Annotated in this window: 21 protein-coding genes and 1 riboswitch; of the genes, 12 read left to right on the forward strand and 9 right to left on the reverse strand. The window is 63.3% G+C overall.

What is annotated here, in order from left to right:
- Window positions 1-9 precede the first annotated feature (9 nt).
- Window positions 10-1,020, forward strand: coding sequence for a succinylglutamate desuccinylase/aspartoacylase family protein (locus AC0L16_RS14855; RefSeq protein ID WP_473621599.1), 1,011 nt, complete (start codon window positions 10-12; stop codon window positions 1,018-1,020).
- Between the two features lie 56 nt (window positions 1,021-1,076).
- Window positions 1,077-2,255 carry a hypothetical protein gene (locus AC0L16_RS14860; RefSeq protein WP_473621601.1) on the forward strand — a complete coding sequence of 393 codons (1,179 nt, stop codon included), beginning with the start codon at window positions 1,077-1,079 and terminating at the stop codon, window positions 2,253-2,255.
- A gap of 485 nt (window positions 2,256-2,740) precedes the next feature.
- On the opposite strand, the gene atzF is transcribed toward AC0L16_RS14860, so the two are convergent.
- The 8 genes from atzF to AC0L16_RS14900 are packed head-to-tail and all read right to left on the reverse strand — an operon-like array spanning window position 2,741 to window position 11,078.
- Window positions 2,741-4,567, reverse strand: coding sequence for an allophanate hydrolase (atzF, locus tag AC0L16_RS14865; RefSeq protein ID WP_473621602.1), 1,827 nt, complete (start codon window positions 4,565-4,567; stop codon window positions 2,741-2,743).
- Window positions 4,564-4,914, reverse strand: coding sequence for a cupin domain-containing protein (locus AC0L16_RS14870; RefSeq protein WP_473621604.1), 351 nt, complete (start codon window positions 4,912-4,914; stop codon window positions 4,564-4,566). The genes atzF and AC0L16_RS14870 overlap by 4 nt, the downstream gene beginning before the upstream one ends.
- Window positions 4,907-5,575: a cysteine hydrolase family protein gene (locus AC0L16_RS14875; RefSeq protein ID WP_473621605.1), complete on the reverse strand. Its 669-nt coding sequence runs from the start codon at window positions 5,573-5,575 to the stop codon at window positions 4,907-4,909. The genes AC0L16_RS14870 and AC0L16_RS14875 overlap by 8 nt, the downstream gene beginning before the upstream one ends.
- The gene (locus AC0L16_RS14880) at window positions 5,575-7,104 is read right to left on the reverse strand and encodes an ABC transporter ATP-binding protein (protein WP_473621627.1); all 1,530 of its coding nucleotides are present in this window, start codon (window positions 7,102-7,104) and stop codon (window positions 5,575-5,577) included. Before AC0L16_RS14880 ends, AC0L16_RS14875 begins: the two co-directional genes overlap by 1 nt.
- 10 nt (window positions 7,105-7,114) lie before the next feature.
- Window positions 7,115-7,816, reverse strand: coding sequence for a biuret amidohydrolase (gene biuH, locus AC0L16_RS14885; protein WP_473621606.1), 702 nt, complete (start codon window positions 7,814-7,816; stop codon window positions 7,115-7,117).
- A gap of 25 nt (window positions 7,817-7,841) precedes the next feature.
- Window positions 7,842-8,768 carry an ABC transporter permease gene (locus AC0L16_RS14890; RefSeq protein WP_473621607.1) on the reverse strand — a complete coding sequence of 309 codons (927 nt, stop codon included), beginning with the start codon at window positions 8,766-8,768 and terminating at the stop codon, window positions 7,842-7,844.
- On the reverse strand, window positions 8,768-9,928 hold the full coding sequence (locus AC0L16_RS14895; RefSeq protein WP_473621608.1) for an ABC transporter permease: 1,161 nt from the start codon (window positions 9,926-9,928) through the stop codon (window positions 8,768-8,770). The genes AC0L16_RS14890 and AC0L16_RS14895 overlap by 1 nt, the downstream gene beginning before the upstream one ends.
- Window positions 9,929-9,950: 22 nt before the next feature.
- Complete coding sequence (locus AC0L16_RS14900) at window positions 9,951-11,078, reverse strand: BMP family ABC transporter substrate-binding protein (RefSeq protein ID WP_473621609.1); 1,128 nt, start codon at window positions 11,076-11,078, stop codon at window positions 9,951-9,953.
- 297 nt (window positions 11,079-11,375) lie between these two features.
- Here AC0L16_RS14900 and AC0L16_RS14905 point away from each other — a divergent pair, with 297 nt between their 5' ends.
- The 8 genes from AC0L16_RS14905 to AC0L16_RS14940 all read left to right on the forward strand — a co-directional run bounded on the left by AC0L16_RS14905 (window position 11,376) and on the right by AC0L16_RS14940 (window position 19,534).
- Window positions 11,376-12,068, forward strand: a complete 693-nt coding sequence (locus tag AC0L16_RS14905) for a GntR family transcriptional regulator (protein ID WP_473621610.1) — start codon at window positions 11,376-11,378, stop codon at window positions 12,066-12,068.
- A 129-nt stretch (window positions 12,069-12,197) separates the two neighbouring features.
- The gene (locus AC0L16_RS14910; protein WP_473621611.1) at window positions 12,198-13,952 is read left to right on the forward strand and encodes an adenylate/guanylate cyclase domain-containing protein; all 1,755 of its coding nucleotides are present in this window, start codon (window positions 12,198-12,200) and stop codon (window positions 13,950-13,952) included.
- Between the two features lie 205 nt (window positions 13,953-14,157).
- Window positions 14,158-14,272: riboswitch (guanidine-I (ykkC/yxkD leader) on the forward strand.
- Between the two features lie 98 nt (window positions 14,273-14,370).
- Window positions 14,371-15,435, forward strand: coding sequence for a putative urea ABC transporter substrate-binding protein (locus AC0L16_RS14915; protein ID WP_473621613.1), 1,065 nt, complete (start codon window positions 14,371-14,373; stop codon window positions 15,433-15,435).
- 105 nt (window positions 15,436-15,540) lie between these two features.
- A complete protein-coding gene (locus AC0L16_RS14920) occupies window positions 15,541-16,353 on the forward strand; it encodes an ABC transporter permease (protein ID WP_473621614.1) in 813 nt (270 codons plus the stop codon).
- A complete protein-coding gene (locus tag AC0L16_RS14925; RefSeq protein ID WP_473621615.1) occupies window positions 16,350-17,159 on the forward strand; it encodes an ATP-binding cassette domain-containing protein in 810 nt (269 codons plus the stop codon). The genes AC0L16_RS14920 and AC0L16_RS14925 overlap by 4 nt, the downstream gene beginning before the upstream one ends.
- A 12-nt stretch (window positions 17,160-17,171) precedes the next feature.
- Entirely contained in the window at window positions 17,172-18,380 is a 1,209-nt protein-coding gene (locus AC0L16_RS14930; RefSeq protein ID WP_456003398.1) for an agmatinase family protein, read from the forward strand.
- 2 nt (window positions 18,381-18,382) lie between these two features.
- Window positions 18,383-18,910 carry a hypothetical protein gene (locus tag AC0L16_RS14935; protein WP_473621617.1) on the forward strand — a complete coding sequence of 176 codons (528 nt, stop codon included), beginning with the start codon at window positions 18,383-18,385 and terminating at the stop codon, window positions 18,908-18,910.
- Between the two features lie 39 nt (window positions 18,911-18,949).
- On the forward strand, window positions 18,950-19,534 hold the full coding sequence (locus tag AC0L16_RS14940; RefSeq protein ID WP_473621618.1) for a HupE/UreJ family protein: 585 nt from the start codon (window positions 18,950-18,952) through the stop codon (window positions 19,532-19,534).
- Between the two features lie 157 nt (window positions 19,535-19,691).
- Here AC0L16_RS14940 and AC0L16_RS14945 read toward each other — a convergent pair whose 3' ends face one another.
- Window positions 19,692-20,405, reverse strand: coding sequence for a GntR family transcriptional regulator (locus tag AC0L16_RS14945; RefSeq protein ID WP_473621619.1), 714 nt, complete (start codon window positions 20,403-20,405; stop codon window positions 19,692-19,694).
- 260 nt (window positions 20,406-20,665) lie between these two features.
- On the opposite strand from AC0L16_RS14945, the gene AC0L16_RS14950 reads away from it, so the two are divergent.
- Window positions 20,666-21,754, forward strand: coding sequence for an ABC transporter ATP-binding protein (locus AC0L16_RS14950; protein ID WP_473621621.1), 1,089 nt, complete (start codon window positions 20,666-20,668; stop codon window positions 21,752-21,754).
- A gap of 33 nt (window positions 21,755-21,787) precedes the next feature.
- Window positions 21,788-23,077: an ABC transporter substrate-binding protein gene (locus AC0L16_RS14955; protein WP_473621622.1), complete on the forward strand. Its 1,290-nt coding sequence runs from the start codon at window positions 21,788-21,790 to the stop codon at window positions 23,075-23,077.
- The last annotated feature ends 175 nt before the right edge of the window (window positions 23,078-23,252 follow it).

Here is a 23,252-nt window from a genome sequence, read left to right on the forward strand (position 1 = left end):
GTTGCCGCCATGCACACCGGCCTCACTCATACGCTCGACTTCGACCGGGACGGCAATACATCAGGTTATCTCGGCATTCCGTTCTCGATAGACCGTTCGCCCTATTTCCAGGTCAAGGTCCCGATCTGCCTCATACGTAATGGTGAAGGCCCGTCGCTGCTTCTGATGGCCGGCAATCACGGTGACGAATATGAGGGCGAGCTGTCGCTGGCAAAGCTGATCCGCCGGCTCGATCCCAAGCGGCTCAAGGGCCGCGTCACAGTCCTGCCGATGGCGAACGCACCGGCGGTCATGGCCGCCAAACGCTGTTCGCCGCTCGATGGCGGCAATCTCAACCGAGCCTTTCCCGGCGATCCGTTGGGCACCCCGACAAGCCGGCTTGCCAATTTCCTGGAGACGGAACTGTTTCCCCGCCACGACGTCATCTTCGATATTCATTCGGGCGGCACCTCGATGGAGCATCTCCCCACGGCGCTCATCGAGCGCAATACCGATCCCGACAGGCATGGGCGCGGGGTGGAACTGATGCGGGCGCTCGGCATGCCGTATGGGTTCGTGGCCAACAATGGCCGGGCCTCGCCGACCTCCATGGGCGCAGCCCGCCGGGCCGGCGCCATCGGCGTCAGCGGCGAATTCGGCGGCGGCGGCACCGCCACAGTCGATACGATGGCGATTACCGCTCGCGCGATCGACAGTCTGATGGTCGCCGTCGGCGTGGTCGAGGCCCCGGTTCTCGCGCCGGAGTCAACGCCTTCGGCGCCGACGCGACTGCTTTCGCTTTCCCGGCACAGTCAGGGCCTCTACGCCACCCGCCGCGGCTGGTTCGAACCCGCCGTCAGGCTCGGCGACGGCGTGAGCGCCGGACAATTGGCCGGCTGGTATCACGACCTCGAGCGGCTCGAACTTGCCGAGGAAGCCCTGCATTTCGCCGAAGGCGGTATCGTACTTTCGCGCCGGCTGCACACGATGTGCGAGGCGGGAGACTGCCTCATGCAAGTCGCCGAACCGGTGGAAGGCTGACGGGAGCCCAATCGGCGTTTGCTCACGGCGCCATTGCAGAAAACTGAGGATATTTCATGCAGCTTTCGATGTGGACCTACCCCTGGGATGTCCAGGATTTGGGCTTGGAGACGGTCGAACGCGATGTCGTCGAGCGTGCCGGGCTCAACATGATCAGCTTGGCGACGTCCTATCATGCCGGCCGGTTCCTGCAGCCGCGCAGCCCGCGCCGCAAAGCCTATTTCCCGGAGGACGGCACGATCTACTTCAAGCCAACCGCCGCGCGATGGGCCGATCTCGTGATCCAGCCCAAGGTGGCGGACGTAGTCACGGAAGGTGGCGACGTTCTGGCCGAACTCGTTCAACGGCGCGAGGCAGGCGGACTCCAAGTGTCGTGCTGGACGGTCTGCCTGCACAACACCCGCCTCGGCATGCTTTATCCGCAAGCCGTCACCCGCAACGCCTTCGGCGACCCCAATTATTACAATCTTTGTCCGTCACATCCGGATGCACGCGCTTATGTCCGTGCGCTGGCCGCGGATATCACCCATACTTACAGGCCGGACAGGATCGAACTTGAAAGCCCGTCCTTCATGGGCTTCGCCCACGAATATCATCACGAGAAGGACGGTGTCGGGCTGACGCCGGAAGACGACTTTCTTCTGTCGCTTTGCTTCTGTCCGTCCTGCCTCGCCCGCGCCGCTGCTGTCGGCATCGAAGGCCAGGCGGCGCGTGAGCTCGTCAAGCAGTGGATTGCCGAGGCGTGCGAGCGCGCGGTGCCTGAACGGCGCTTTCCCGAATTTCCCGCAAGTGGCCTAGACGCCTTTCTGCCCTGGCCGCAACTCCACGCCTATCTGTTGTGGCGGTTCGAGCCGGTGACCAGCCTTGTCGCCGAGCTGCGCGAGGTCGCCGATCCGGGGACACGTGTTCTCATCATCGACCTGAAAGACGGCTGGCTCGGCGGATGCGATCTGGCAGCGCTCGGCAAGGTCTGCGACGGGGCGATCCTGTGTGCCTACGACATGCAGGCCGGCGACGTCGCAGGCCTGACGGCAGCCGGCCGCACCGCGCTCGGAGCAGAGAAATTCCTCGGCGTCGGCTACCGGCTCTTTTATCCGGAAATGGCGGGTCCTGAAATCCTCGCCGCCAAGGTGAAACCGGCGCTGGTGCCGGACGTCGACGGTATCAATTTTTACAATTACGGTCTTGTCCCCGCCGCACGACTCGATTGGGTGCGTGCAGCACGACCTGTTTGAACAATCGATCCGTGTGCCGCAGTCTAGCTGTTAGTCGGCTTTGCCGTAAGCGCTCCATATGCCTGCCACATTGCGTCGCGACGAGAGGCGCGCGACCTGACCCGCCTTGTTAAAGGTGGTCGGTGCGCGGCCCTCTGCGAACCGGAGCGGGTGGGAGGCGGCAATTGCAGAAGGGTCTGATCTCCACCGACCCGAAGCTGGCAGCAGGCTGAGAGATATCGCCGCCGCCTTTCGACAGCGTCCGGCGTGAAGAAAAAAGCCGACAGCACGGACCATCGCCGGGTCGGATGAGGCCCACTGCACTGCCTGTTCGCATCGCGAGGTCTCCGGCGGTGCCAAGCGCTTGATGGCGCCTGCCACTCACGGTGCAACTTTCGAACACGCGCGCTTACGGATGGCTTACGGCATTCGCAGTGACAGGCTCGCCGAGCATCGCTGCTATGATTTGAGGTCGCGCTGACGTTGCCGGCGCGAACGGCTTTCGTTCAATCGGCCGGAACGCTTTCCACTCGCTCCGCCAGCCTTGCAACGAAGCTGCGCCAACCGCCATAGGCCGAAATGTCGATCGCCCGTGACAACCCGGCGGTTTCGACCAGGAAGCCCTTGGCCGATGTCCCGTCATCGAGCTCGATCGTGCCGATGCCGAGCGGCGGCGGGATCGCGGCCACGAAGCGTCCGAACGCGTCTGGTGAAAGCCGCCAAACCTCGACATCGATCGACTTCCCGTTGCCATCGGCAACACGCACGAGCCCCGGCTTCGGCACGGACTGGCCGGCGAGTGCGTAGAGCTGATAGGAAGCAACCGTCTTGGCGGCTCTGCTCAATCGCGCGCCAAGCGCGCAGAGTTGGCCGTTGAGCGGCATTCCCGACAAATGCGCGCCGACGACCACGAGCTCGATCATGCCGTCATCGAAGTCAGGGGTCTTGCCGACGCAGGCAGGCATCGCCCACCCAGTCGCGCCAAGGCCAAGACCGCTGGCTCGATGAAGATCACGGGCCAGCGATGCCGTCAGGGCGTCCTTGCCGGCGGCGGCAAGCAAGGTGACGCTCATCGGCAGACCGTCATCGCGCTTGCCCGTCGGTACTGCGATGCCGCACATGTCGAGCAGATTGACGAAGTTGGTGTAGGTGCCGAGCCGGCTGTTGGTGACGATCGGATCGGCCAAGACGGCGCCGATGGTGTAATGCGTCGGCGCCGTCGGCACGCAGAAAAGGTCGACCGACGCTATGACCGGCGCGAGCCTGGCCTTGTAGGCCTGCAGCGCATAGAGGCCTTTGAAAACATCCGCTGCGGAAAGTTTTCGCGCCCCGCCGATGATCTGGCGCGTCACCGGATGCATGGCTGCCTCGTTCACGTCCATGAAATCCGCGATCGCCGCATAGCGCTCGGCCACCCAGGCGCCTTCGTAGAGCAGGTTGGCGGTGGCGTAGAAATCGCCGAAGGGGATTTCGATCAATCGGCAGCCGAGCTGTTCCAGCGTCCGCAGCGCCGTTTCGAATCCCGCCTGCATGGCCGTGTCGCCAAAAAATTCCCGGTCCGTCTTTGCCGGAACGCCGACAGACAGCACGGATGGGCGCGGACCGAGCGGCGCCGCCGCGATAGCGCGCGAATAAGGATCGGCGTCGTCCTCTGCCGCCGCGGCCCTGAAGACGCTGTAGGCGTCATCGACGGTGAGTGCGAAGACGGAGACGCAGTCGAGCGTACGGCAGGCCGGCACGACGCCGGCGGCCGACAGCGCGCCGACCGTCGGCTTTAGCCCGACGATGTTATTGAGGCCGGCGGGGATACGGCCGGATCCTGCGGTATCGGTGCTGAGCGCGAAAGAAACAATGCCGTGCGCCGTCGCCACGGCCGAGCCGCACGAGGAACCGCCCGGCACCAGTTTCGGATCGATCGCGTTTCTCGGGATCGGATAGGGCGTGCGCACGCCGACTAGCCCGGTGGCGAATTGGTCGAGATTGGTTTTTCCGACGACCAGCGCGCCGGCCGCCCTCAGACGCGCGACGACGGTGGCGTCTTTCGCCGGTAAGTAGGCATATTCGGCGCAGGCGGCCGTGGTAGGCATGCCGGCAACATCGATGTTGTCCTTGACCGCGAACGGCACGCCCCAGAGCGGCTTTGCCACGGGATCGAATCCGCCGAGTGCCTCGGCTTCGGCGAGCAGGTCCGCCTTGCTCACCAGATGGATGAAGATGCCTTGATCGTCCGCTTTCGCTATGCGCTGAAACACGGTTCCAATAATGGTAGCGGCCGATATGCCGGAGGCATAGGCCGCGTGCAGGCTGCCGATATCAAAACGGATGTCGCTCATTTCGTCTCGTCCAGAATGACCACCGGCAAATTCCACTGGATCAGCACGACGCAGCCGTGTTTAGTCCACACCGAATGCTCGGTCCCGACCGGGTTCAGGATCACGCTTCCGGGAAGATAGTCGCCATTCTCGTCGCTCTGGGTACCTTCCAGCACAACGATGGTTTCCAGTGCGACATGGCGATGGCGCGGCACGCCGGCGCCGGGCCGATAGTTCAGGATCGCGACGGAGGGTTCGGCCGGTCCGCCCTTGAGCAGCCAATGCACCGTGATGCCTTCGCGAAAATGCTCGAATGCCAGATCTCGCCAGCCCCCATGGATGAGAGCCGGGTATGCAATGTTAGGCATCGGCAATTCCTTTGAGCACCTGGTCCGTCATCGCCGTCCAGCCGACGATCGCGCCCTGCGCCCTGATCATGGCCAGTGCGGCCGCCTTGAATTCCGGAAAATAGCTTTCCGTCGCATCCTCCGCCAGAAGGCATTCATAGCCGCGGTCGTTGGCCTCGCGCATCGTCGTCTGCACGCAGACTTCCGTCGTGACTCCGGCGAAGACGAGCTGCTGCACGCCGAGCCGCTTCAGGTCCTCGCCGAAGCTGGTAGCGTAGAACGCGCCCTTGCCGGGTTTTTCGATGACGATTTCGCCAGGCAGCGGGGCCACCTCGTCGAGGATCGCCGTTCCCGGCTCGCCGACGACCAGCACGCGGCCCATCGGACCGACATCGCCGATCCGGATCGACGGATTGCCGCGATTGCGCTTGGCCGGCGGCAGGTCCGAAAGGTCGGGTCTGTGGCACTCCATCGTGTGCATCACCGGCAGGCCGGCAGCGCGAAATCCCTGGATCAGTCTCTTCACCGTTGGCACGATCGCCACCACCCGGCCGACGTCGTTGCCGAGGCTGGCGCCGAAGCCGCCCGGCTCGGCGAAATCGCGCTGCATGTCGATGACGACCAGCGCCATCGCCTCAGGCTTGAAGGCAAACGGAAACGGCAGCGCGTCGATTGCCGCCATCAGTGATGTCCGGCCATGTGCTCGCCAATCGTCTGGACGCTCGCCTGCGCGATCGGCGTCTCATAGACCAGCGCGCCGTCGGACATGACGAAGATGCGATCGGAGAGCTCAAGCAATTCGTCGAGGTCCTCGGACATCAGGAGCACGGCGGCGCCGGCGTTGCGCGCCTTCATGATGCGGGCACGGATTTCGGCGACGGCTGAGAAGTCGAGGCCGAAGCAGGGATTGGACACGATGAGAAGATCGACCTCGCCGGTCAGTTCGCGGGCGAGCACCGCGCGCTGCACATTGCCTCCGGACAGCGACGCAATCGGCGAGGCGAGCGAGGCGGTCTTGACTTTGAACTGCTCGACCAGGCGCGTCGCATAGTCCCTGATGGCGCTCATCCGGATCCAGCTTATCGGCTTGCCGGCCTCGTTCAGGTCGAAGGTCCGGAATGCCATGTTTTCCGCCACCGTCATCCTCGGCGCGCAGGCATTGCGCAACGGTTCCTCCGGGATGAAGCGCACATTGAGCGTGCGGGCCTCGGCGCGGCTGGCGCCGTAGGGCGATCCCTTCACCAGAACGTCGCCGGCATCACGCGTACGCTGCCCGGCAAGGACTTCTAGAAACTCCTTCTGGCCGTTGCCGGAAATGCCGGCGACACCGACGATCTCGCCGGACTTCACATCGAGCTCGCCGATATTGATGGTTTTCAGGCCGGTGCGGTCGGGCGCCTTCAGTGCCTTCACCGTCAGGATTTGCCTGGCGCCGACCGGCACTGGAGCGCGGCTGTCGAGCGCCGCGATCGGCTGGTCACCGATCATCATCGCCGCCATCTGTTTGTGAGACAGCTCCGATACTTTCCCCGTTCCTGTCAGTCTGCCCTTGCGCAACACAGTGATGTCGTCGGCAAACGCCGTCACCTCGTGGAACTTGTGCGAGATCATCAGCACGGTGAGATCGCCCGCCTTGGTCATGCCGCGCACGAGGCCCAGCACTTCCTGCGCCTCGCCGGGGGTTAGCACCGACGTCGGCTCGTCCAGCACCAGAAAGCTGCGGCCGAGATAAAGCTGCTTGATGATTTCGAGCTTCTGTTTCTCGCCGGCGGCGAGTTCGGCCACTTTGACGTCGAGAGGCAGCTTGAACGGCATCCGCTCCATGAATAGGGCAAGTGCGGCGCGCTCGTTGCGCCAGTCGATAATCCCCGGCACTTTTTCGCGCGAAATGACCAGGTTCTCTGCACCCGTCAGTGACGGGACAAGCGTAAAATGCTGGTAGACCATGCCGAGGCCGAGCGCCGAGGCATCCTTCGGACTGGCGATCCCGACCTCGCGGCCGTCGATCAGAATGTCGCCGGCGGTCGGGTGATAAAAACCCATGATGCATTTGACCAGCGTCGACTTGCCCGCGCCGTTTTCGCCAAGCAGCGCATGAAACGATCCCGCCGGCACCTTGATGGAGACGTCGTCCAGCGCGGTGAAGGCGCCGAAGCGCATGCTCATGCCGATCGTCTCGACGCCGACGGCGTTCTTGCCGCTTTCACGCATCACGACACCCTCATGGCAACTTGGCGACGAAGGACGCCGAATTGGACACCGCGCCGAACACGCCGCCTTGCATCTTGATCATCTTGATCGCGGCGAGATGGTTGCCGTAGTCGGTCGCCCCGCAGCAATCCTCCAGCATCACGCATTCGAAGCCGCGGTCGTTGGCTTCGCGCATCGTCGTGTGCACGCAGACGTCGGTGGTGATGCCGGTCAGCACGATGTTTTCGATGCCGCGCTGGTTGAGGATCAGCTCCAGGTCGGTGGCGCAGAACGAGCCCTTTCCGGGCTTGTCGATGATCGGCTCGCCTTCGGCCGGATAGAGGTCGGGGATGATGTCCCAGCCCGGCTCGCCGCGCACCAGGATGCGCCCGCAGGGTCCGGGGTCGCCGATGCCGGCATTGATGCGGCGCGAGCGCCAGCGCTTGTTGGCCGGCAGGTCGGCGAGATCGGGCCGGTGGCCCTCTCGCGTATGAATGATGGTGTAGCCCTTCGCCCGCATGGCAGACAGCACCGATCTGATCGGCTCGATAGGCGCCCGCACCAGCGAGAGATCGTAGCCCATATGATCGACATAGCCGCCCGGCCCACAGAAATCGGTCTGCATGTCGATGATGATCAGCGCCGTGTTGTCGGGCCGAAGCTCGCCATTGTAGGGCCATGGATAGGGATCGGCGTCGATGTAGCGCTGCGTGACCTCGGCTCTGGCGTTCATTGAGAAAAACTCCAGTCTGGAAACGTCATTTGGTGATCGACAGTTCGCCCGGCGCGCCGGCCAGCGAACGGCTCGGCGACGAGGTGGCGATCATGATGACGAGGGTGAGAATGTAGGGTGCGGCGTAGAACAGATAGTAGCCTTGCGTGACGCCGACCGATTGCAGCGCCGGCCCCAGCGCGCCGGCCCCGCCGAACAGCAGCGCGGCGGCAAAGCAGCCGAGCGGGTTCCAGCGCGCGAAGATGACCAGCGCCACCGCCATCAGCCCCTGGCCCGACGAAATGCCTTCGGTCCAGCTGCCGGGATAGTAGAGCGACAGATAAGCGCCGCCGATTCCGGCCAGCGCGCCACCGATGCCGGTGGCGATGAGGCGGACCGTATTCGGGTTGAGGCCCATGGCGCGCGCGGCGTCGGAGCTGTCGCCGACCACGCGCAGGATCAGGCCGGCCCGGGTGTTGCGGAAAGCCCACCACAGGAACACGGCAAGTGCTGCGCCGATCAGGAACAGCACATTGACGTTGAGCGCAGCCTGCACCTGCGGAACGTCGGACCAGCCGCCAAACGGGATGGCTGGCAGGTGGGGCGCCGAGGGCTGGATGAACGGTTTGCCGAAGAAGAAGGCGAGTCCCGAGCCGAACAGCATCAGCGCAATGCCGATGGCGATGTCGTTAACTCCACGGAATTTGCAGATCCAGCCGTGGAACAGGCCGAAACAAAGACCGGCGGCGGCGGCGGCCAGCAGGCCGAGCCATGGTGAGCCGGTCATCACTGCCACGGCATAGGCGGTCATCGCGCCGAACACCAGCGTGCCTTCGAGCCCGAGATTGATGCGACCCGAACGCTCGGTGATGGCCTCGCCCAGCGACACGAAGATGAAGGGCGTCGACACCCGGATGGCGCCGCCGAGCATGGCGAGCGGAACGCCCCACAGGCCGATCTCGGTTGCGTCCATCAGGCAGTTCCCTTCAGGAGATCGGGCCTCTTCAAGAGATCGCCCCTCTGCCAGAGGTCGGGATTGAAGGCCTTGAAGCGGCCGTAGAAGGTTTCGCTGAACAGGATGACGACGAAGAGCATGCCCTGCAGCACCAGCACGGTGGCGTCGGGCAGGTCCATGCGGCGCTGGATCAGCCCGCCGGAGGCGTCGATGCCGCCAAGCAGGAAGGCGACCGGGATGATGGCGAGCGGATTGTGGCGGGCAAGGAAGGCGACCAGGATACCGGTATACCCATAGCCAGCGGCGAGCGAGGCGTTGGCGCTGCCTTGCACGGCGGCGACTTCCAGCATGCCGGCAAGGCCGGCGAAGCCGCCGGCCAGCGCGGTGAAACCGACGATCAGCGGTCCGACGGCAAGTCCCTGCACCTGGGCTGCCCTGACATTGCCGCCAGCGATGCGGGCAGCGAACCCCCAGCGGGTCTTTTCGATCAGCAGCCAGGACAGAATGCAGGCGATGACGCCGACGACTAGGCCCCAATGCACGTCCATGCCCGGAATATTGCCGATGCGGTAGGCCTCAGCCAACGGCTCGGTTGACGGTTTGTTGAGCGAGGCGGGATAGCGCAGCGGTCCTTCCACCAGATGGTTCATCAGGGCGATGGCGATATAGGCCATCAAAAGGCTCGATATGGTTTCGTTGACGGCACGGTAGTGGCGTAGCGCGCCGACGGCACCGATCCAGATGCCGCCGGCGGCCAGGCCCGCCACGCCCATGACAAGAATAACGAAAAAGGCCGGGGCGCCGCTGGCGGCCACGCCCATGGCAGCCGCGGCGACGCCGCCCAGCACGATCGCGCCTTCGCCGCCGATGACGACAAGGCCGAGCCGGGCCGGCAGTGCCACGCAGAGCGCCGCAAGCAGCAAGGGTGCGGCCCGCGACAGCGAGTTCTGGACCGAGAACCACGAGCCGAAGCCGCCGCGCCACATCGTTTCATAGAGCTGCGCCGGCGATTTGCCGACCAGCGCGATGAACAGGCTGAACAGGGCCATGCCGACAATCAGTGCCGCGAGCGGGATGACGAAGGCTTCCGCCCGCCGGGCGATCCATTCGAGCGCCGTCGGATAGCTTTTGGCGCCGAGCATCACTGGCACGCTCGCGCTGCTCACGGTGTCTGCCATGGCCCCCGTCTCCGATCCATGCTCAAGCGGTCGAGCCGACGACACCCTCGACGAGATAGTCCATGCTTTCCAGCTCGATCGCGGCTTCGACGAAGGTTTGGCCCTCGGTTGCGACGACGTCGCCCTTGTTGTTCTTCAACGGCCCCTTGATCACCGAAAAGCCGCCCTTCATCATTTCGGCGAGCGTGCCGTCGAACTGCGCGCGCGCCGCCTCGCTGACGGCGGGGCCGAGCGGGCTCATCTTGACGAAGCCGTCGGCCAGTCCGCCGCGCGTGAAATTGGGCAGCGGCTTGCCGGCCATGAGGTCGTCGACGAACATCTTGTAGACTTTCGCCCAGTTCCATTCCGCGCCGGTCAGGTATTTTTCGGGCGCCAGTGGGCTTTGATTGGCATGGTAGCCGCAGATGAAGGCGCCGCGCCCCGCCGCCGTTTCGACCACCACTTTCGGGCTGTCGACATGGCAGGTGATGACGTCGGCACCCTGATCGACCAGTGCATTGGTGGCCTCCGCCTCCTTGACCGCCAGTGACCATTCGCCGGTGAAGATCACCTGGCAGGTGATTGCCGGGTCGACCGAGCGTGCGCCGAGCAGGAAGGAGTTGATGTTGAGCAGGACCTGCGGAATCGGCTTTGCCGCGACGAAGCCGATCTTCTTGGTCTTGGTGGCGTGGCCGGCGGCGACGCCGTTGAGATACTGGCCCATGCCGATATAGCCGAAATAGGAACCGGCATTCATCGGATGCTTGTCCTTGTTCCACATGCCGCCGCAATGGCGGAACTGCACGTCGGGGAATTTCGCGCACATGGCCAGCATGTGCGGATCGAAATAGCCGAAGGAGGTCGGGAAGATCAGCGAGGCGCCGTCGAGGTTGATCATCGATTCCATCGACTTCTGGACATCGACCGTCTCGGGGACGTTCTCCTCCTCGACCACGGAGATGCCCTCGATGGCCTTCAATGTGGCGGCACCCTCGGCATGCGCCTGGTTATAGCCGTAGTCGTCCTTCGGTCCGACATAGACGAAGCCGACAGTGACGGCAGCGGCGAACGCCTTGCTGATCGGGAATGACGCCGAGGCCAGGCCGAGCGCCGCTCCGGCGGCGGAGGTCTTGAGCAACTCGCGGCGGCTAAGCATGAATCTCTCGGTCATGTGAATGCTCCCTGTTGAACCCTTTCCGGGTCGATTAATTCCCTTCTCGTAAAAGTGCATGCAATCGCCGTGCCAGTTCAAAAGATGGAATTTATGCAATTAAATCAGTTGGCGGGCCGATTTGTCGTGCTCAAGCGAAAGGCAATTGCATACACTTTTTGCCTTTCAATTAGCCAGTTTGACATCTAGATTAAAATAAAGGCATAGAGGGCGCGCCCGAGTCGAAACTTCCGGCGAGCCATTTGCCGCGCGGCCGCGAAAAAGACTGACGGAGGAGAATTGTCGGGGAAGCGCAGCTTGATCAGGTCGGGCACGACCGTCGATCAGATGGTGAGGGCGATCGGTGACCGGATCGTCACCGGCTTCCTGCGCCCCGGCGAAAAGCTCGACGAGGCCTCGCTGGCTGCCCGTTTCGATGTGTCGCGCACTCCCGTCAGGGAGGCGCTTGGCCGGCTGAGCGCCATGGGGTTGGTCGAAAGGCGTCCCAACCGCGGCGCCACTGTCGCCGTGGTGACGCAGGAGCATCTTGCCTCGATGTTCGAGAGCATGGCAGAGCTTGAAGCGATTTGCGCACGGTTTTCGGCCGAGCGCATGACCACCGCCGAGCGCCGCGCGCTCGAGATCGAGCACCAGGCATCGGCGCGCCTTGTGCAACTGGGTGCGGAGGAGGACTACGAGTATTTCAACACCGAGTTCCACACTCGGCTCTATCGCGGCGCGCACAGCAAGCACATCTATGAACTGACCGTCATGACCCGCAGCCGGCTGGCGCCGTTCCGGCGCGCGCAATTCATGCTGCCGGGCCGCCTGGCCAAATCCTGGCAGGAGCATGACGTCATCGTTACCGCGATCATGCGCGGCGACAGCGCTGCCGCAGGGCATGCAGCCAAGGATCACGTTTCCATCGTCAGCGAGGCGAGCGCCGTCTTTGCCGCAGTTGACCCGATGAAACCGGCGACGGGTTCGATCGGAGTGTCTTCCTACAAGTGAAAATCTGACGCTTGGCGATGTGGAAGACGTTTTCCGACCCACCCCATCGCAGACTCTCGCCCAATGGACTCGCAGCGTGGCCCCCAATACAATCCCGGTCCCGTGGGCCTCCGAAGGCTGATGCATGACATGGCAGAAGAACGCGTCCAACGCCGCCTTGCTGCGATATTGGCAGCCGATGTGGTCGGCTACAGCCGCCTCATGGAGCGGGACGAGGCTGGGACCCTTGTTGCCATCAAGTCCCGTCGCAAAGACATCCTACAGCCACTGCTCGCCAAGCATAATGGCCGCATCGTCAAGCTGATGGGTGACGGGGTGCTGGTGGAATTTGCCAGCGCCGTGAATGCTGTCCAATGCGCGGTCGAGCTCCAGAACGCGATGGCAGCTGCCAACGCCGACGTGCCCCAAGATTTCCGGATTGTGCTGCGCGTCGGAATCAACCTGGGCGACGTGATGGTCGAAGGCAGCGATCTCTATGGTGAGGGAGTCAACATCGCGGCTCGGCTCGAGGCTTTGGCCGATGCTGGGAGCATCGTCGTCTCTCGCACTGTCTTCAACCACGTCCGGAGTAAGGTGAAGCTCGGATTCGATGATCTCGGCGAGCAGCAACTCAAGAACATCGCCGAGCCGGTGCGGATCTACCGACTGCGGCCGGACCGCGAAGCGGCGATGGCGCGGCCGGCCTTGGCGCTTCCCGACAAGCCGTCGATTGCCGTTCTGCCGTTCACTAACATGAGCGGCGATCCGGAGCAGGAGTATTTCAGCGACGGCATGGTGGAGGACATCATAGCGGCGCTGTCCCGGGTGCGCAGCTTCTTCGTGATCGCGCGGAATTCGAGTTTCACCTACAAAGGCAAAGCGGTCAATGTGAAGCAGGTCGGGCTCGAACTCGGCGTGCGTTACGTGCTGGAAGGGAGTGTCCGCAAGGCGGGCAATCGGGTCAGGATCACGGGACAGCTCATCGAGGCGGAAAGCGGGAAGCATGTCTGGGCTGATCGCTTCGATGGCAGTCTCGAAGACGTATTCGAACTGCAAGATGGGGTGACCCAGAGCGTGGTCGGTGCGATCGCTCCGAAGCTTCAGCGAGCGGAAATCGATCGCACGTCGCGAAAGCGAACCGAAGATTTGACTGCTTACGACTTTGTTCTGCGTGCCCTGCCACATGCCTGGTCAGGGTCGCCCGAAAGGAGTGCGATTGCCCACGATCTCCTTCAAAAAGCAACCGCTATCGATCCTTCTTATGCGTATGCTTACGCGATGGCGGCCTGGTCTTTGATGTTCAGCAAGAATTCGGGTTGGCGTTCTTGGCGGCCCGACCAGCAGGAGTTGTGTGTTCGGTTTGCCAGGGAAGCGCTCAAGCTCGATATGGAAGATCCAGCCGTACTGTGGGCATCCGCTACGGCGCTGGCAAGTGTCGTACACGAACATGAACATGCTCTCGAGCTGATCGAGCGCTCATTGGCAATCGACCATAATTCCGCACAGGCCTGGGCAGCAAAAGGTTGGGTGACTTCCTGGATCGGACTTGATGGGATCCCTTCGTTGGAAAGGGCAATGCGATTGAGCCCGTTGGACCCGCTGTTGTACCTTTTTCATGCCTCGATTGCTGAGTGCCACCTTGCGGCAAGAAGGCACGAGATGGCATTGGAATGGTCTCTCCGCGCCATGCGAGAACATCCAGAACCTCCTCCATTCGTGCGGCGGGTGCTCGCCGCCTCGTACGCTCGCCTCGGGCTAGTTGAAGAAGCGCGACGGGTGGTGGCAGGCATACTGGCGGAAAGCCCAAGCTTTACTGTGAGGACCTGGCTAGAGATAACCGCCCAGCGTGGTCCGCACGTCCAATACCTCGCTGAGAGCCTCCGTCTCGCTGGCCTCCCCCAGTGAGCATCGAGTCGCACGCGTCAAAGAGAATCTCCAGTCGGACTCTTTTGTGAAGCGGGAACCAGCAGCAATCAGGCAAACTGCCCAATCCGTCGGCGATGCGATGATTTTCGCGTCACTCGGGCGCACGCTCGAAGCCGCACAGTTCCACAAATGCCGGGCATTTGGCATAATTCGGCTTTGGCATGCTCCTTGCTTCGTAGATGGTGTGCAGAGCGTCTAGGGTTCCGGCCGCGACAAGGCGGTGCTGGTCCAAGAGATGCGACCGCCAGGGATGCACTGAGGCATCCGGCGGAACACGGCGGGCCAAAATCCCGGGAGAACCCTGCACGGGTTTGCTGGCGCGAACCTCTCCCGGATGCGCGCTCGCAAACCCCAACATTAGTCCGGTCGCAATCCGGATCGCGAACAGGGGTACGCAATGCTTCGCAAGCTGGCCGCAGTCATCCTAACCGCATCACTCAGCCTTCACATCGCTTCCGCCGCCGACGCGGCGCCCAAGAAAGACTTCAAGATATGCTGGTCGATCTATGTCGGCTGGATGCCGTGGGGCTATCTCTCCGACAGCGGCATCATGAAGAAATGGGCCGACAAAAACGGCATCAATGTCGAGATCACCCGCATCAACGACTATGTCGAAAGCATCAACCAGTACACCGCCGGCGGTTTCGACGGCTGCTCGATGACCAACATGGACGCGCTGTCGATCCCCGCCGGCGGCGGCGTCGACACCACCGCCTTGATCATCGGCGACTTCTCCAACGGCAATGATGCGGTGATCCTCAAGGACAAGGCAGCGCTCGCCGACATTGCCGGCCAGAAGGTCAATCTCGTCGAGCTCTCCGTCTCGCATTACCTGTTGGCGCGGGCACTGGACACGGTCAGGCTCGCCGAGAAGGACATCACCGTCGTCAACACCTCCGACGCCGACATGGTCGCCGCCTACGGCACCAGCGACGTCACCTCGGTCGTTACCTGGAACCCGCTGGTTTCCGAGATCGTCGCCATGCCGGGTGCGCACAAGGTTTTCGATTCCGCCCAGATTCCCGGCGAGATCATCGACATGATGGTCGTCAACACCGAGACGCTGAAGGACAATCCGGCATTGGGCAAGGCGCTTGTCGGCGCGTGGTACGAGGTGATGGAGCTGATGACCTCCGACACGCCGGAAGGCAAGGCAGCCAAGGAGGAGATGGCCAAGGCGTCCGGCACCGACCTCGCCGGCTTTGACGCGCAGCTTGCCTCGACGGCAATGTTCTATGATCCCGCCAAGGCGGTCGAGTTCACCAACGGCGCCGAATTGCCGAAGACGATGGATCTGGTTCGCAACTTCCTGTTCAGCCACGGCATTCTCGGCACCAACGCGACGAGTGTCGACGTCGTCGGCATGAGCTTTGCCGACGGATCCACGCTGGGCGACGCCAACAACGTCAAGCTGCGTTTCGATCCAGCGTTCATGGCCGAGGCGGCAACCGCAACGCCCTGACCCGACATGCTGGCCAAGGGGATGAGTGCCAGGGATGAAGCCTCCGCGACGGGCGGGGAGGGCACCACGCGCCCTTCCCGGCCAAAGCCGAAAGTGCGCCTTCGCATGATCAATGCGAAGGTTTCGCGCGGCGGCGCCTTGTTCCTCGGCGGCTTGCCGTTCCTGTTCGTGGCAATCGCCTATCTGATCGCTTCGGGGCAACGACTGGCGGTCAATCCCAGCGACAAGCTGCTGCCTTCGCCGGTACAGATGTGGTCGGCCTTTCTTGACCTTGCCACGGTGCCGGACAAGCGCTCGGGCGACCTCATCCTGTGGGTCGACACCTATGCCAGTCTCCTCAGGCTGTTCGCGGGCGTGGGCGTTGCCACGGTCGCCGCACTTTCGCTCGGCATTGCCATCGGCTTCATCCCGCGGGTGCGGGCGTTCCTGCTGCCGTTCGTCACCGTCGTTTGCGTCATCCCTCCGCTGGCGCTGCTGCCGATCCTGTTCATCGCGCTCGGCCTCGGCGAAACGGCCAAGATCACGCTGATCGCCGTCGGCGTCGCGCCGGTGATGGTGCGCGACATCGCCAACCGGGTGATGGAGTTGCCACCAGAATTGGTGGCCAAGGCGCAGACGCTTGGCGGCAACAGCTGGACCATGGTCTTGCGGCTGGTGCTGCCGCAAGTCATGCCGCGCCTCATCACTTGCGTGCGGCTGGCGCTCGGGCCGGCCTGGCTGTTCCTGATCGCCGCCGAAGCCATCGCCTCGACCGAAGGGCTGGGTTACCGCATCTTCCTCGTTCGCCGCTATCTCTCGATGGACGTCATCCTGCCCTATGTCGCCTGGATCACGCTGCTTGCCGTGATCACCGACTGGCTGCTGGTGCGGCTGTCGCGGGCGGTCTCCCCATGGGCGCATCCGGTGGAGGCCAGATGAGCCGCATCGTCGTTCACGGGCTGGAAAAGAGTTATGGCGATGCCCGTGTGCTCGAGCGGGTCAACGTCACCGCCGAAGCCGGCGAATTCCTGTCGCTGGTCGGCGCCAGCGGCTGCGGAAAATCGACGTTCCTGCGCATTCTGCTTGGCCAGGAGCAGCAGAGCAGCGGTGTCGTCATCGTCGGCGATGGCCCGATCGTGCCCGAGCCGACGCCGCAGCGCGGCATTGTCTTTCAGCGCTATTCGGTGTTTCCGCATCTGACCGCCATGCAGAACCTGCTGCTGGTCGAAGACTTTCGCTCGGGCGGGCCGTTTGGCCGCGTCTTCGGCGCCAGGCGCAGAAACGCCAGGCAAGAGGCCGAGGCCATGCTGGCGCGGGTCGGCCTTGCCCATGCGCGCGACCTCTATCCGGCATCGCTCTCCGGCGGCATGCAGCAGCGGCTGGCGATTGCGCAGACCTTGCTTGGCCGGCCGCAGATCCTGCTTCTCGACGAACCGTTCGGTGCGCTCGATCCCGGCATCCGCGTCGAGATGCACGACCTTCTGACTGAGCTCTGGACCGAGCACGGCATGACGGTGGTGATGGTCACCCACGATATCGGTGAGGCCTTCAAGCTTGGCACCCGCGTGCTGGTTTTCGACAAGGTGCGCCACGATCCGCAGTTCCCGTCCGCTTACGGCGCGACGATCACCTACGATTTGAAGCTCGACCGCAAGACCCGGGCTTCCTCTCATCACTTGGCCAAGGTGGCCGCGATGGTCGGGACGACCCGGCCAGATACAGCAATGGCGACGACGGCGTCGTAACGGAGAGTTTGAATGTCCAGAAATATCCCCGAACGCAGCCACCGCCGGGCAGGGCTGGTCGCCCGGGCGGCCAGGGAGCGTCTTCACCACCCGGATTTCGACGCCCGCGGCACGCAGGGCTGGAAGTCGATCGAGGCCGAGGGCAAGCTGCCGGAAAGCGGTTGGCGCAAGGAGCAGCAATGGGCGCTCGACATGGGCCTGCCGGGATCGGAGTCGATCGTCGACAAGTCGATCCCGACGTTCGCGCGAGGCGAGCTGCCGCATTTCGCCGGCATCAACACCTTTCTCAAGGCGCCCTATGTCGAGAACGTCCGCGATGTCGGCAAGTATGATGCTGCCGTCATCGGCATTCCTTTCGACAGCGGCACCACCTACCGGCCGGGAACCCGCTTCGGGCCGCAAGGCATCCGCCGCATCTCGGCGCTGTACACGCCGTACAACTATGAGCTCGGCGTCGATCTGCGCGAGCAGATGACGCTGTGCGACGCCGGCGACGTCTTCACCATTCCCGCCAACCTCGAAAAGAGCTTCGACCAGATCACCAAGGGCGTCAGCCATGTCGCTTCGTCCGGCGCGCTGCCGATCATGCTGGGCGGCGACCATTCGATCGGCTTTCCCTGCGTGCGCGGCATCGCCGACGTGACCTCGAAGCGCATCGGCATCATCCATTTCGACCGCCATATCGACATCCAGGAAAAGGATCTCGACGAGCGCATGCACACCACGCCCTGGTATTGGGCGACCAACCTGCCGAACGTCTCGGCGACCAATCTCGTGCAGCTCGGGATCGGCGGCTGGCAGGTTCCCCGCTACGGCGTCGCCGAGGCGAGAAAACGCGGCACCAACGTGCTGACCATTGCCGACATCGAGCAGATGGGGCTTGAGAAGGCGGCGGAAATCGCGCTCGAGCTCGCATGGAAGGACACCGACGCCGTCTACATCTCTTTCGACGTCGACAGCCTCGATTGCGGTTTCGTGCCCGGCACGGGCTGGCCTGAGCCGGGCGGCTTCCTGCCGCGCGAGGCGCTCAAGCTGCTTGGGCTGGTGACGGCACCCGGCATTTGCGGCCTGGAAGTGGTCGAGGTCTCGCCGCCCTACGACACGTCGGACATCACCGCGCTGTTCGGCGTGCGTGTCGTCGTCGAGGCGCTTGGCTCGATGGTTGCGCACGGCAATCTCGGCAAGCACAAATCGATCATCGACAAACCGGTGAGTTTTTGACCATGCACGACGATCATCACCACAGTCATGGCCATGACGACGGCTACCACGGGCCGAACGGTCATCATGACCATCCGCACGCCCCCGGCCACAACAGGCCCGCTGGCAAGCCGCTGCAATGGCAGACGCCGCATCTGCCGGAGCAGGCTCACGAACCGCCGGTTGATCCCGCATCGGTCGACTTCGATCTTGTTGAAACCGCCTTCCTCGAAGGCTTTGCGCGGGCGCCGGACCCATCCAGCTTTCTGCGTCTGGCCGGCATACCCTTTGTCGGCGAGACGACGGACGGCGTGCGGCTTCATCTCTTGCGCGTCGAGACCGAGGATCTGGTCGACGTCGGCGCGGTCATGCCGCTCGTCGGCGGCACCGGCGTCGCCTATCACCCGCTGCCGGCGCGCCTGACATCGCACCGCCGCCGCCTCGCTTTCATCTATCACGATGGCGCTGAGCAAAAGCCGCTCGGCTTCGCCGCGGCGCGCGCCCTTGCGGACCGTTCCGCCGCTTCGCAATTCACCGTTCCCGGGCACTGAAACCAAAAAGCCCGTCACTCTCATAGAACAGGTACAAGCATGAAAACATTTGCAAGACTTGGCGTCCTTTCAGTTCTCGCCGCCGTCACACCGTCGCTGGCTTTTGCCCATAGCGGCGGCGCTCACGTCCACGGATTCTTCGCCGGCCTCCAACATCCGCTGTTCGGCATGGATCATCTGCTCGCAATGGTTGCAGTCGGCATGATCGGCGCCCGCGCCGGCGGACGCAGTATTGTCCTTGTGCCGCTTTTCTTCGTCTTGGCCATGGTCGCAGGGGCCTTGCTCGGCATGGCCGGCATCGGCCTGCCTTCGCTTGAAACCGGCATCGCGCTGTCGCTTGGGGTCTTCGGCGCCATGGTCGGCCTCGCCAGCCCGCTGCCGCTGGCCGTCGCGGCGGCACTGACGGCCCTGTTCGGCCTCTTTCACGGCAACGCCCACGGCCTTGAGAGTCCCGAGAGCGCCGGCGGCATCGCCTACGCCGCTGGCTTCATGCTCGCCACGTCGATGCTGCATGCGATCGGGGTGTTGTCCGTCCTCAAGCTCGCCCGTTGGCCGACGACGGTCCGCACCGCTGGGGTCGCCACCTCGCTGGTTGGAATGGCCATGGCGGCCCAAGCTTTTTGAGACGTAGGCAGTCGGCGAACAGAACTGGAATGCAGATGAGCCAGAAATTGTCGATGAGACTGCGGCGCATCCGCGATTTGCTGTACCAGATGCTGAAGATCCGGGCCGAGCGGCTTTGAGGGGCGCGGTTATCGCGTCCCTCCGGTCGAAATGAGCGTCAGAACTCGAGCGCCTGCCTGAGCGCCGGACCGCTCCTAACGCGCAGATCGAGGTCGGCCTCGATATGGTCGATGTGATGCAGCATCAGCGCGCTGGCGTGTTCGGAATTGCCGTTTTCCAGCGCCTCCAGGATATTCGTGTGCTCGCTATGGCCGCAGCTCGAGACGCCCGAGCGGCCATAGAGCGCGATCACCAGCGATGACCGCGCCACCAGTTCTTCCATGAAGCGCTGGAGGATGGCGTTTCCGGCAACCGAAGCCAGCAGCAGGTGAAAATCGCCCGAAGCCTTGATTTCCGAGCGTCTAGCATTTGGTCCGCGTTCGGCAATGAAGCGGCCCTCTTCATCGAGCTGCGCCTTGAAGGCAGCGACATGGTCCGGCGTCATCCGCCCGGCCGCGGCAATCGCTATGCCGGGCTCTATCAGCCGGCGCGAAGCGAAAACCTGACGTGCTTCCTCCGGCGACGGGTTGGCGACGAAGGCGCCACGATTGCGCTCGGTCCGCACCAGGCCTTCGAAGGAGAGCATCTGCAGCGCCGCGCGCGCCACGGTGCGGCTGACATCGAATAAAGTGCCGACCTCGCCTTCCGACAGCTTGGTTCCGGGCGCCAGCCGGCGGTCGACGATCGCGTCGCGCAACTGGTCGCGGATCGCCTGGGCGCGGTCCTCGTTGGCACTGTCGACAGCAGGGAAAGTCTGGTCGGCTATATTCATGATGGTCGTCCCTGCGCCTTTCTACGCTGAATCGGGCCGCTTGCACGAGGGGAAAAGTGAATACGATGACGGAAAATATTGCATACGATTTTTGCGAGAATCGCCGGCGATCGCCTATAATTTGTGCATTCTCAGGCATGCCGTTTCGAAGGGCAGCCGGAGGCAATTCTGATTTTCCCTAGGAATCAATCGTTTGAGGCCGATCTGGGGCAACTGGCATGCATAATGCTTTGCTTAAGTTGATTTAGAGAGGAAGCCGGATGTCCAAAGCCGCCGAAATCGACATCGTGTCCGTTTCGAAGATCTATGGCGCTACGACTGCCGTCGAAGACATCAGCCTGAAAATTCCCGCGGGAACCTATTGCTGCCTGCTCGGGCCGTCCGGCTGCGGCAAGACCTCGACGCTGCGTATGATTGCCGGGCATGAAAGCATATCGAGCGGCGACGTGCGTCTCGGCAACACAGTGGTCACCGACCTGCCGCCGGCCAGGCGCGGCACCGCCATGATGTTCCAGTCCTACGCGCTGTTTCCACATCTCGACCTGATCGACAATGTTGCGTTCAGCCTCAAGATGAAGGGTGTCGGCAAGGAGGAGCGCCGCGCCAGGGCGCGCGATATGCTGAAGCTGATGCAGATGGAGGGCCACGCCAGCCGCCGCCCGGCGCAGCTTTCGGGCGGACAGCAGCAACGCGTCGCTCTGGCCCGCGCGCTCATCACCGATCCCGAAGCGCTGCTGCTCGACGAGCCGCTATCGGCGCTCGATCCGTTCCTGAAGATCAGGATGCGGGCGGAATTGAAGAAGCTGCAGACGTCGCTCGGCATCACTTTCGTCCACGTCACCCACAGCCAGGAGGAGGCGATGGCGCTCGCCGACCTGATCGTGGTCATGAATGACGGCCGCATCGAGCAGGCGGCGCATCCGCGCATCGTCTTCGAGCGGCCGGCCACCGCGTTCGTCGCCCGTTTCATGGGCGATCACAACGTCGTCTCCGGCCGCGTCAGCGGCAGCCGCGACGGCATGGTTGTCTTCGATGTGCCGGATGGCGCCTCGCTTGCGGCCAGCGGGCAGGACAGGGCGATCGGCGAGCCGATCGATATCGCCATTCGCACCGACCATGTGCGGATCGGCGACCCGCCGGCCACCGGGCTCGGCTTCACCGGCATCGCCGCCAATATCGAGTATCGCGGCTCGACCGTAAAACTCTCGGTCAATGGCGCCGGCATCGAGGATTTTACCGTCATCGTCGACGACACCAGCTTCTTCGCCAAGCCGGTCGCCGTCGGCGACGCGGTGCCGATCGCTTGGGACGCGGAGGACGCGATCGTCCTTGGCCGTCTCGATTCCTGAACCAGAACCACCAATCAAAACAGGGGAACTGACATGACCAACACCACCGACAAGAAGACAGGAATTTCCCGGCGCTCGCTGCTCAAGACCGGTGCTGCCGCCGTCGGTCTTGCCGCCGGTTCGGGTGCCATATCAGGGTTTCCGACGATCTGGGCGCAGAACCCGATCACGCTCCGCCAGTTCGGCACCGGCGTGTCGAACCTCAACGCCATTGCCGACAAGTGCAAGGCCGACCTCGGCATCACCCTGGAAATGACTGCGACCGATTCCGACGCCGCCGCCCAGCGCGCGGTGACCCAGCCGGACAGCTACGACATCGCCGACATCGAATACTGGATCGCCAAGAAGGTCTATCCGTCCGGCGTGATGCAGCCGATGGATGTCAAGAAGCTAAAATATTACCACAAGATCGTTCCGCTGTTCATCACCGGCAAGCTGACGCCCGACAGCGTCATCGCCCAGGGCACCGCGCCGCATACGGTCGGCTTCGTCGAGGCGCAGGACGCCAAGACCTTCGCCAAAGAGCCGACGCAGTGGATGACGATGGTTCCGACCATCTACAATGCCGATACGCTCGGCATTCGCCCGGATCTTGTCGGCCGCGAAATCACCACCTGGGCCGACATCATGGATCCGGCCTTCAAGGGCAAGGCCGCCATCCTCAACATTCCGTCGATCGGCATCATGGATGCGGCGATGATCATGGAAGCCATGGGCAACATCAAATATGCCGACAAGGGCAACATGACCAAGGAGGAGATCGACAAGACGATCGACTTCCTGATCAAGGCCAAGCAGGACGGCCAGTTCCGTGCCTTCTGGAAATCGTTCGACGAGAGCGTCAATTTGATGGCATCGGGCGAAGTGGTCATCCAGTCGATGTGGTCGCCGGCCGTCGCTGCGGTGCGCTCCAAGGGCATCGCCTGCAAGTACCAGCCGCTCAAGGAAGGCTATCGCTCGTGGGGCGGCGGGCTTGGCCTGGCGGCGCACCTCAAGGGCGCCGAACTCGACGCCGCCTACGAGTACATCAACTGGTACCTGTCCGGCTGGGTCGGCGCCTATCTCAACCGCCAGGGCTATTACTCGGCCGCCATGGACACGGCCAAGCAGTTCATGTCCGAGGACGAATGGGGTTACTGGGTCGACGGCAAGCCGGCCAAGGGCGATATCATGGCGCCGGACGGCAAGATCATGGAGAAGGCGGGCGCGGTGCGCGACGGCGGCTCCTTCGTCGAGCGCATGGGCAAGGTCGCCTGCTGGAACTCGGTCATGGACGAGGACCGCTACATGGTGAGGCGCTGGAACGAATTCATCGCGGCGTAGTGCCTTCTTGCCTTCTCCCCTTGTGGGAGAAGGTGGCCGAGCGAAGCTCGGTCGGATGAGGGGTGTTGGACGGAATACAAACGCCTCATTTCTTCCAGCACCCCTTGTATCTGCACGGAAGGTTTTTTGTGCGATGTAAGCGACTGAGCCTCGAACCAGATGGCCATCCGGTTCG

It is taken from the genome of Mesorhizobium sp. WSM4848 (assembly GCF_055811375.1).

What these genes read in the sequence shown, in the direction of transcription:
- AC0L16_RS14855 (WP_473621599.1), top strand. Translation starts at nt 10, where the DNA reads ATGCACACCGGCCTCACTCATACGCTCGACTTCGACCGGGACGGCAAT.
- AC0L16_RS14860 (WP_473621601.1), top strand. Translation starts at nt 1,077, where the DNA reads ATGCAGCTTTCGATGTGGACCTACCCCTGGGATGTCCAGGATTTGGGC.
- atzF (WP_473621602.1), bottom strand. Translation starts at nt 4,567, where the DNA reads ATGAGCGACATCCGTTTTGATATCGGCAGCCTGCACGCGGCCTATGCC.
- AC0L16_RS14870 (WP_473621604.1), bottom strand. Translation starts at nt 4,914, where the DNA reads ATGCCTAACATTGCATACCCGGCTCTCATCCATGGGGGCTGGCGAGAT.
- AC0L16_RS14875 (WP_473621605.1), bottom strand. Translation starts at nt 5,575, where the DNA reads ATGGCGGCAATCGACGCGCTGCCGTTTCCGTTTGCCTTCAAGCCTGAG.
- AC0L16_RS14880 (WP_473621627.1), bottom strand. Translation starts at nt 7,104, where the DNA reads ATGCGTGAAAGCGGCAAGAACGCCGTCGGCGTCGAGACGATCGGCATG.
- biuH (WP_473621606.1), bottom strand. Translation starts at nt 7,816, where the DNA reads ATGAACGCCAGAGCCGAGGTCACGCAGCGCTACATCGACGCCGATCCC.
- AC0L16_RS14890 (WP_473621607.1), bottom strand. Translation starts at nt 8,768, where the DNA reads ATGGACGCAACCGAGATCGGCCTGTGGGGCGTTCCGCTCGCCATGCTC.
- AC0L16_RS14895 (WP_473621608.1), bottom strand. Translation starts at nt 9,928, where the DNA reads ATGGCAGACACCGTGAGCAGCGCGAGCGTGCCAGTGATGCTCGGCGCC.
- AC0L16_RS14900 (WP_473621609.1), bottom strand. Translation starts at nt 11,078, where the DNA reads ATGACCGAGAGATTCATGCTTAGCCGCCGCGAGTTGCTCAAGACCTCC.
- AC0L16_RS14910 (WP_473621611.1), top strand. Translation starts at nt 12,198, where the DNA reads ATGGCAGAAGAACGCGTCCAACGCCGCCTTGCTGCGATATTGGCAGCC.
- AC0L16_RS14915 (WP_473621613.1), top strand. Translation starts at nt 14,371, where the DNA reads ATGCTTCGCAAGCTGGCCGCAGTCATCCTAACCGCATCACTCAGCCTT.
- AC0L16_RS14920 (WP_473621614.1), top strand. Translation starts at nt 15,541, where the DNA reads ATGATCAATGCGAAGGTTTCGCGCGGCGGCGCCTTGTTCCTCGGCGGC.
- AC0L16_RS14925 (WP_473621615.1), top strand. Translation starts at nt 16,350, where the DNA reads ATGAGCCGCATCGTCGTTCACGGGCTGGAAAAGAGTTATGGCGATGCC.
- AC0L16_RS14930 (WP_456003398.1), top strand. Translation starts at nt 17,172, where the DNA reads ATGTCCAGAAATATCCCCGAACGCAGCCACCGCCGGGCAGGGCTGGTC.
- AC0L16_RS14935 (WP_473621617.1), top strand. Translation starts at nt 18,383, where the DNA reads ATGCACGACGATCATCACCACAGTCATGGCCATGACGACGGCTACCAC.
- AC0L16_RS14940 (WP_473621618.1), top strand. Translation starts at nt 18,950, where the DNA reads ATGAAAACATTTGCAAGACTTGGCGTCCTTTCAGTTCTCGCCGCCGTC.
- AC0L16_RS14945 (WP_473621619.1), bottom strand. Translation starts at nt 20,405, where the DNA reads ATGAATATAGCCGACCAGACTTTCCCTGCTGTCGACAGTGCCAACGAG.
- AC0L16_RS14950 (WP_473621621.1), top strand. Translation starts at nt 20,666, where the DNA reads ATGTCCAAAGCCGCCGAAATCGACATCGTGTCCGTTTCGAAGATCTAT.
- AC0L16_RS14955 (WP_473621622.1), top strand. Translation starts at nt 21,788, where the DNA reads ATGACCAACACCACCGACAAGAAGACAGGAATTTCCCGGCGCTCGCTG.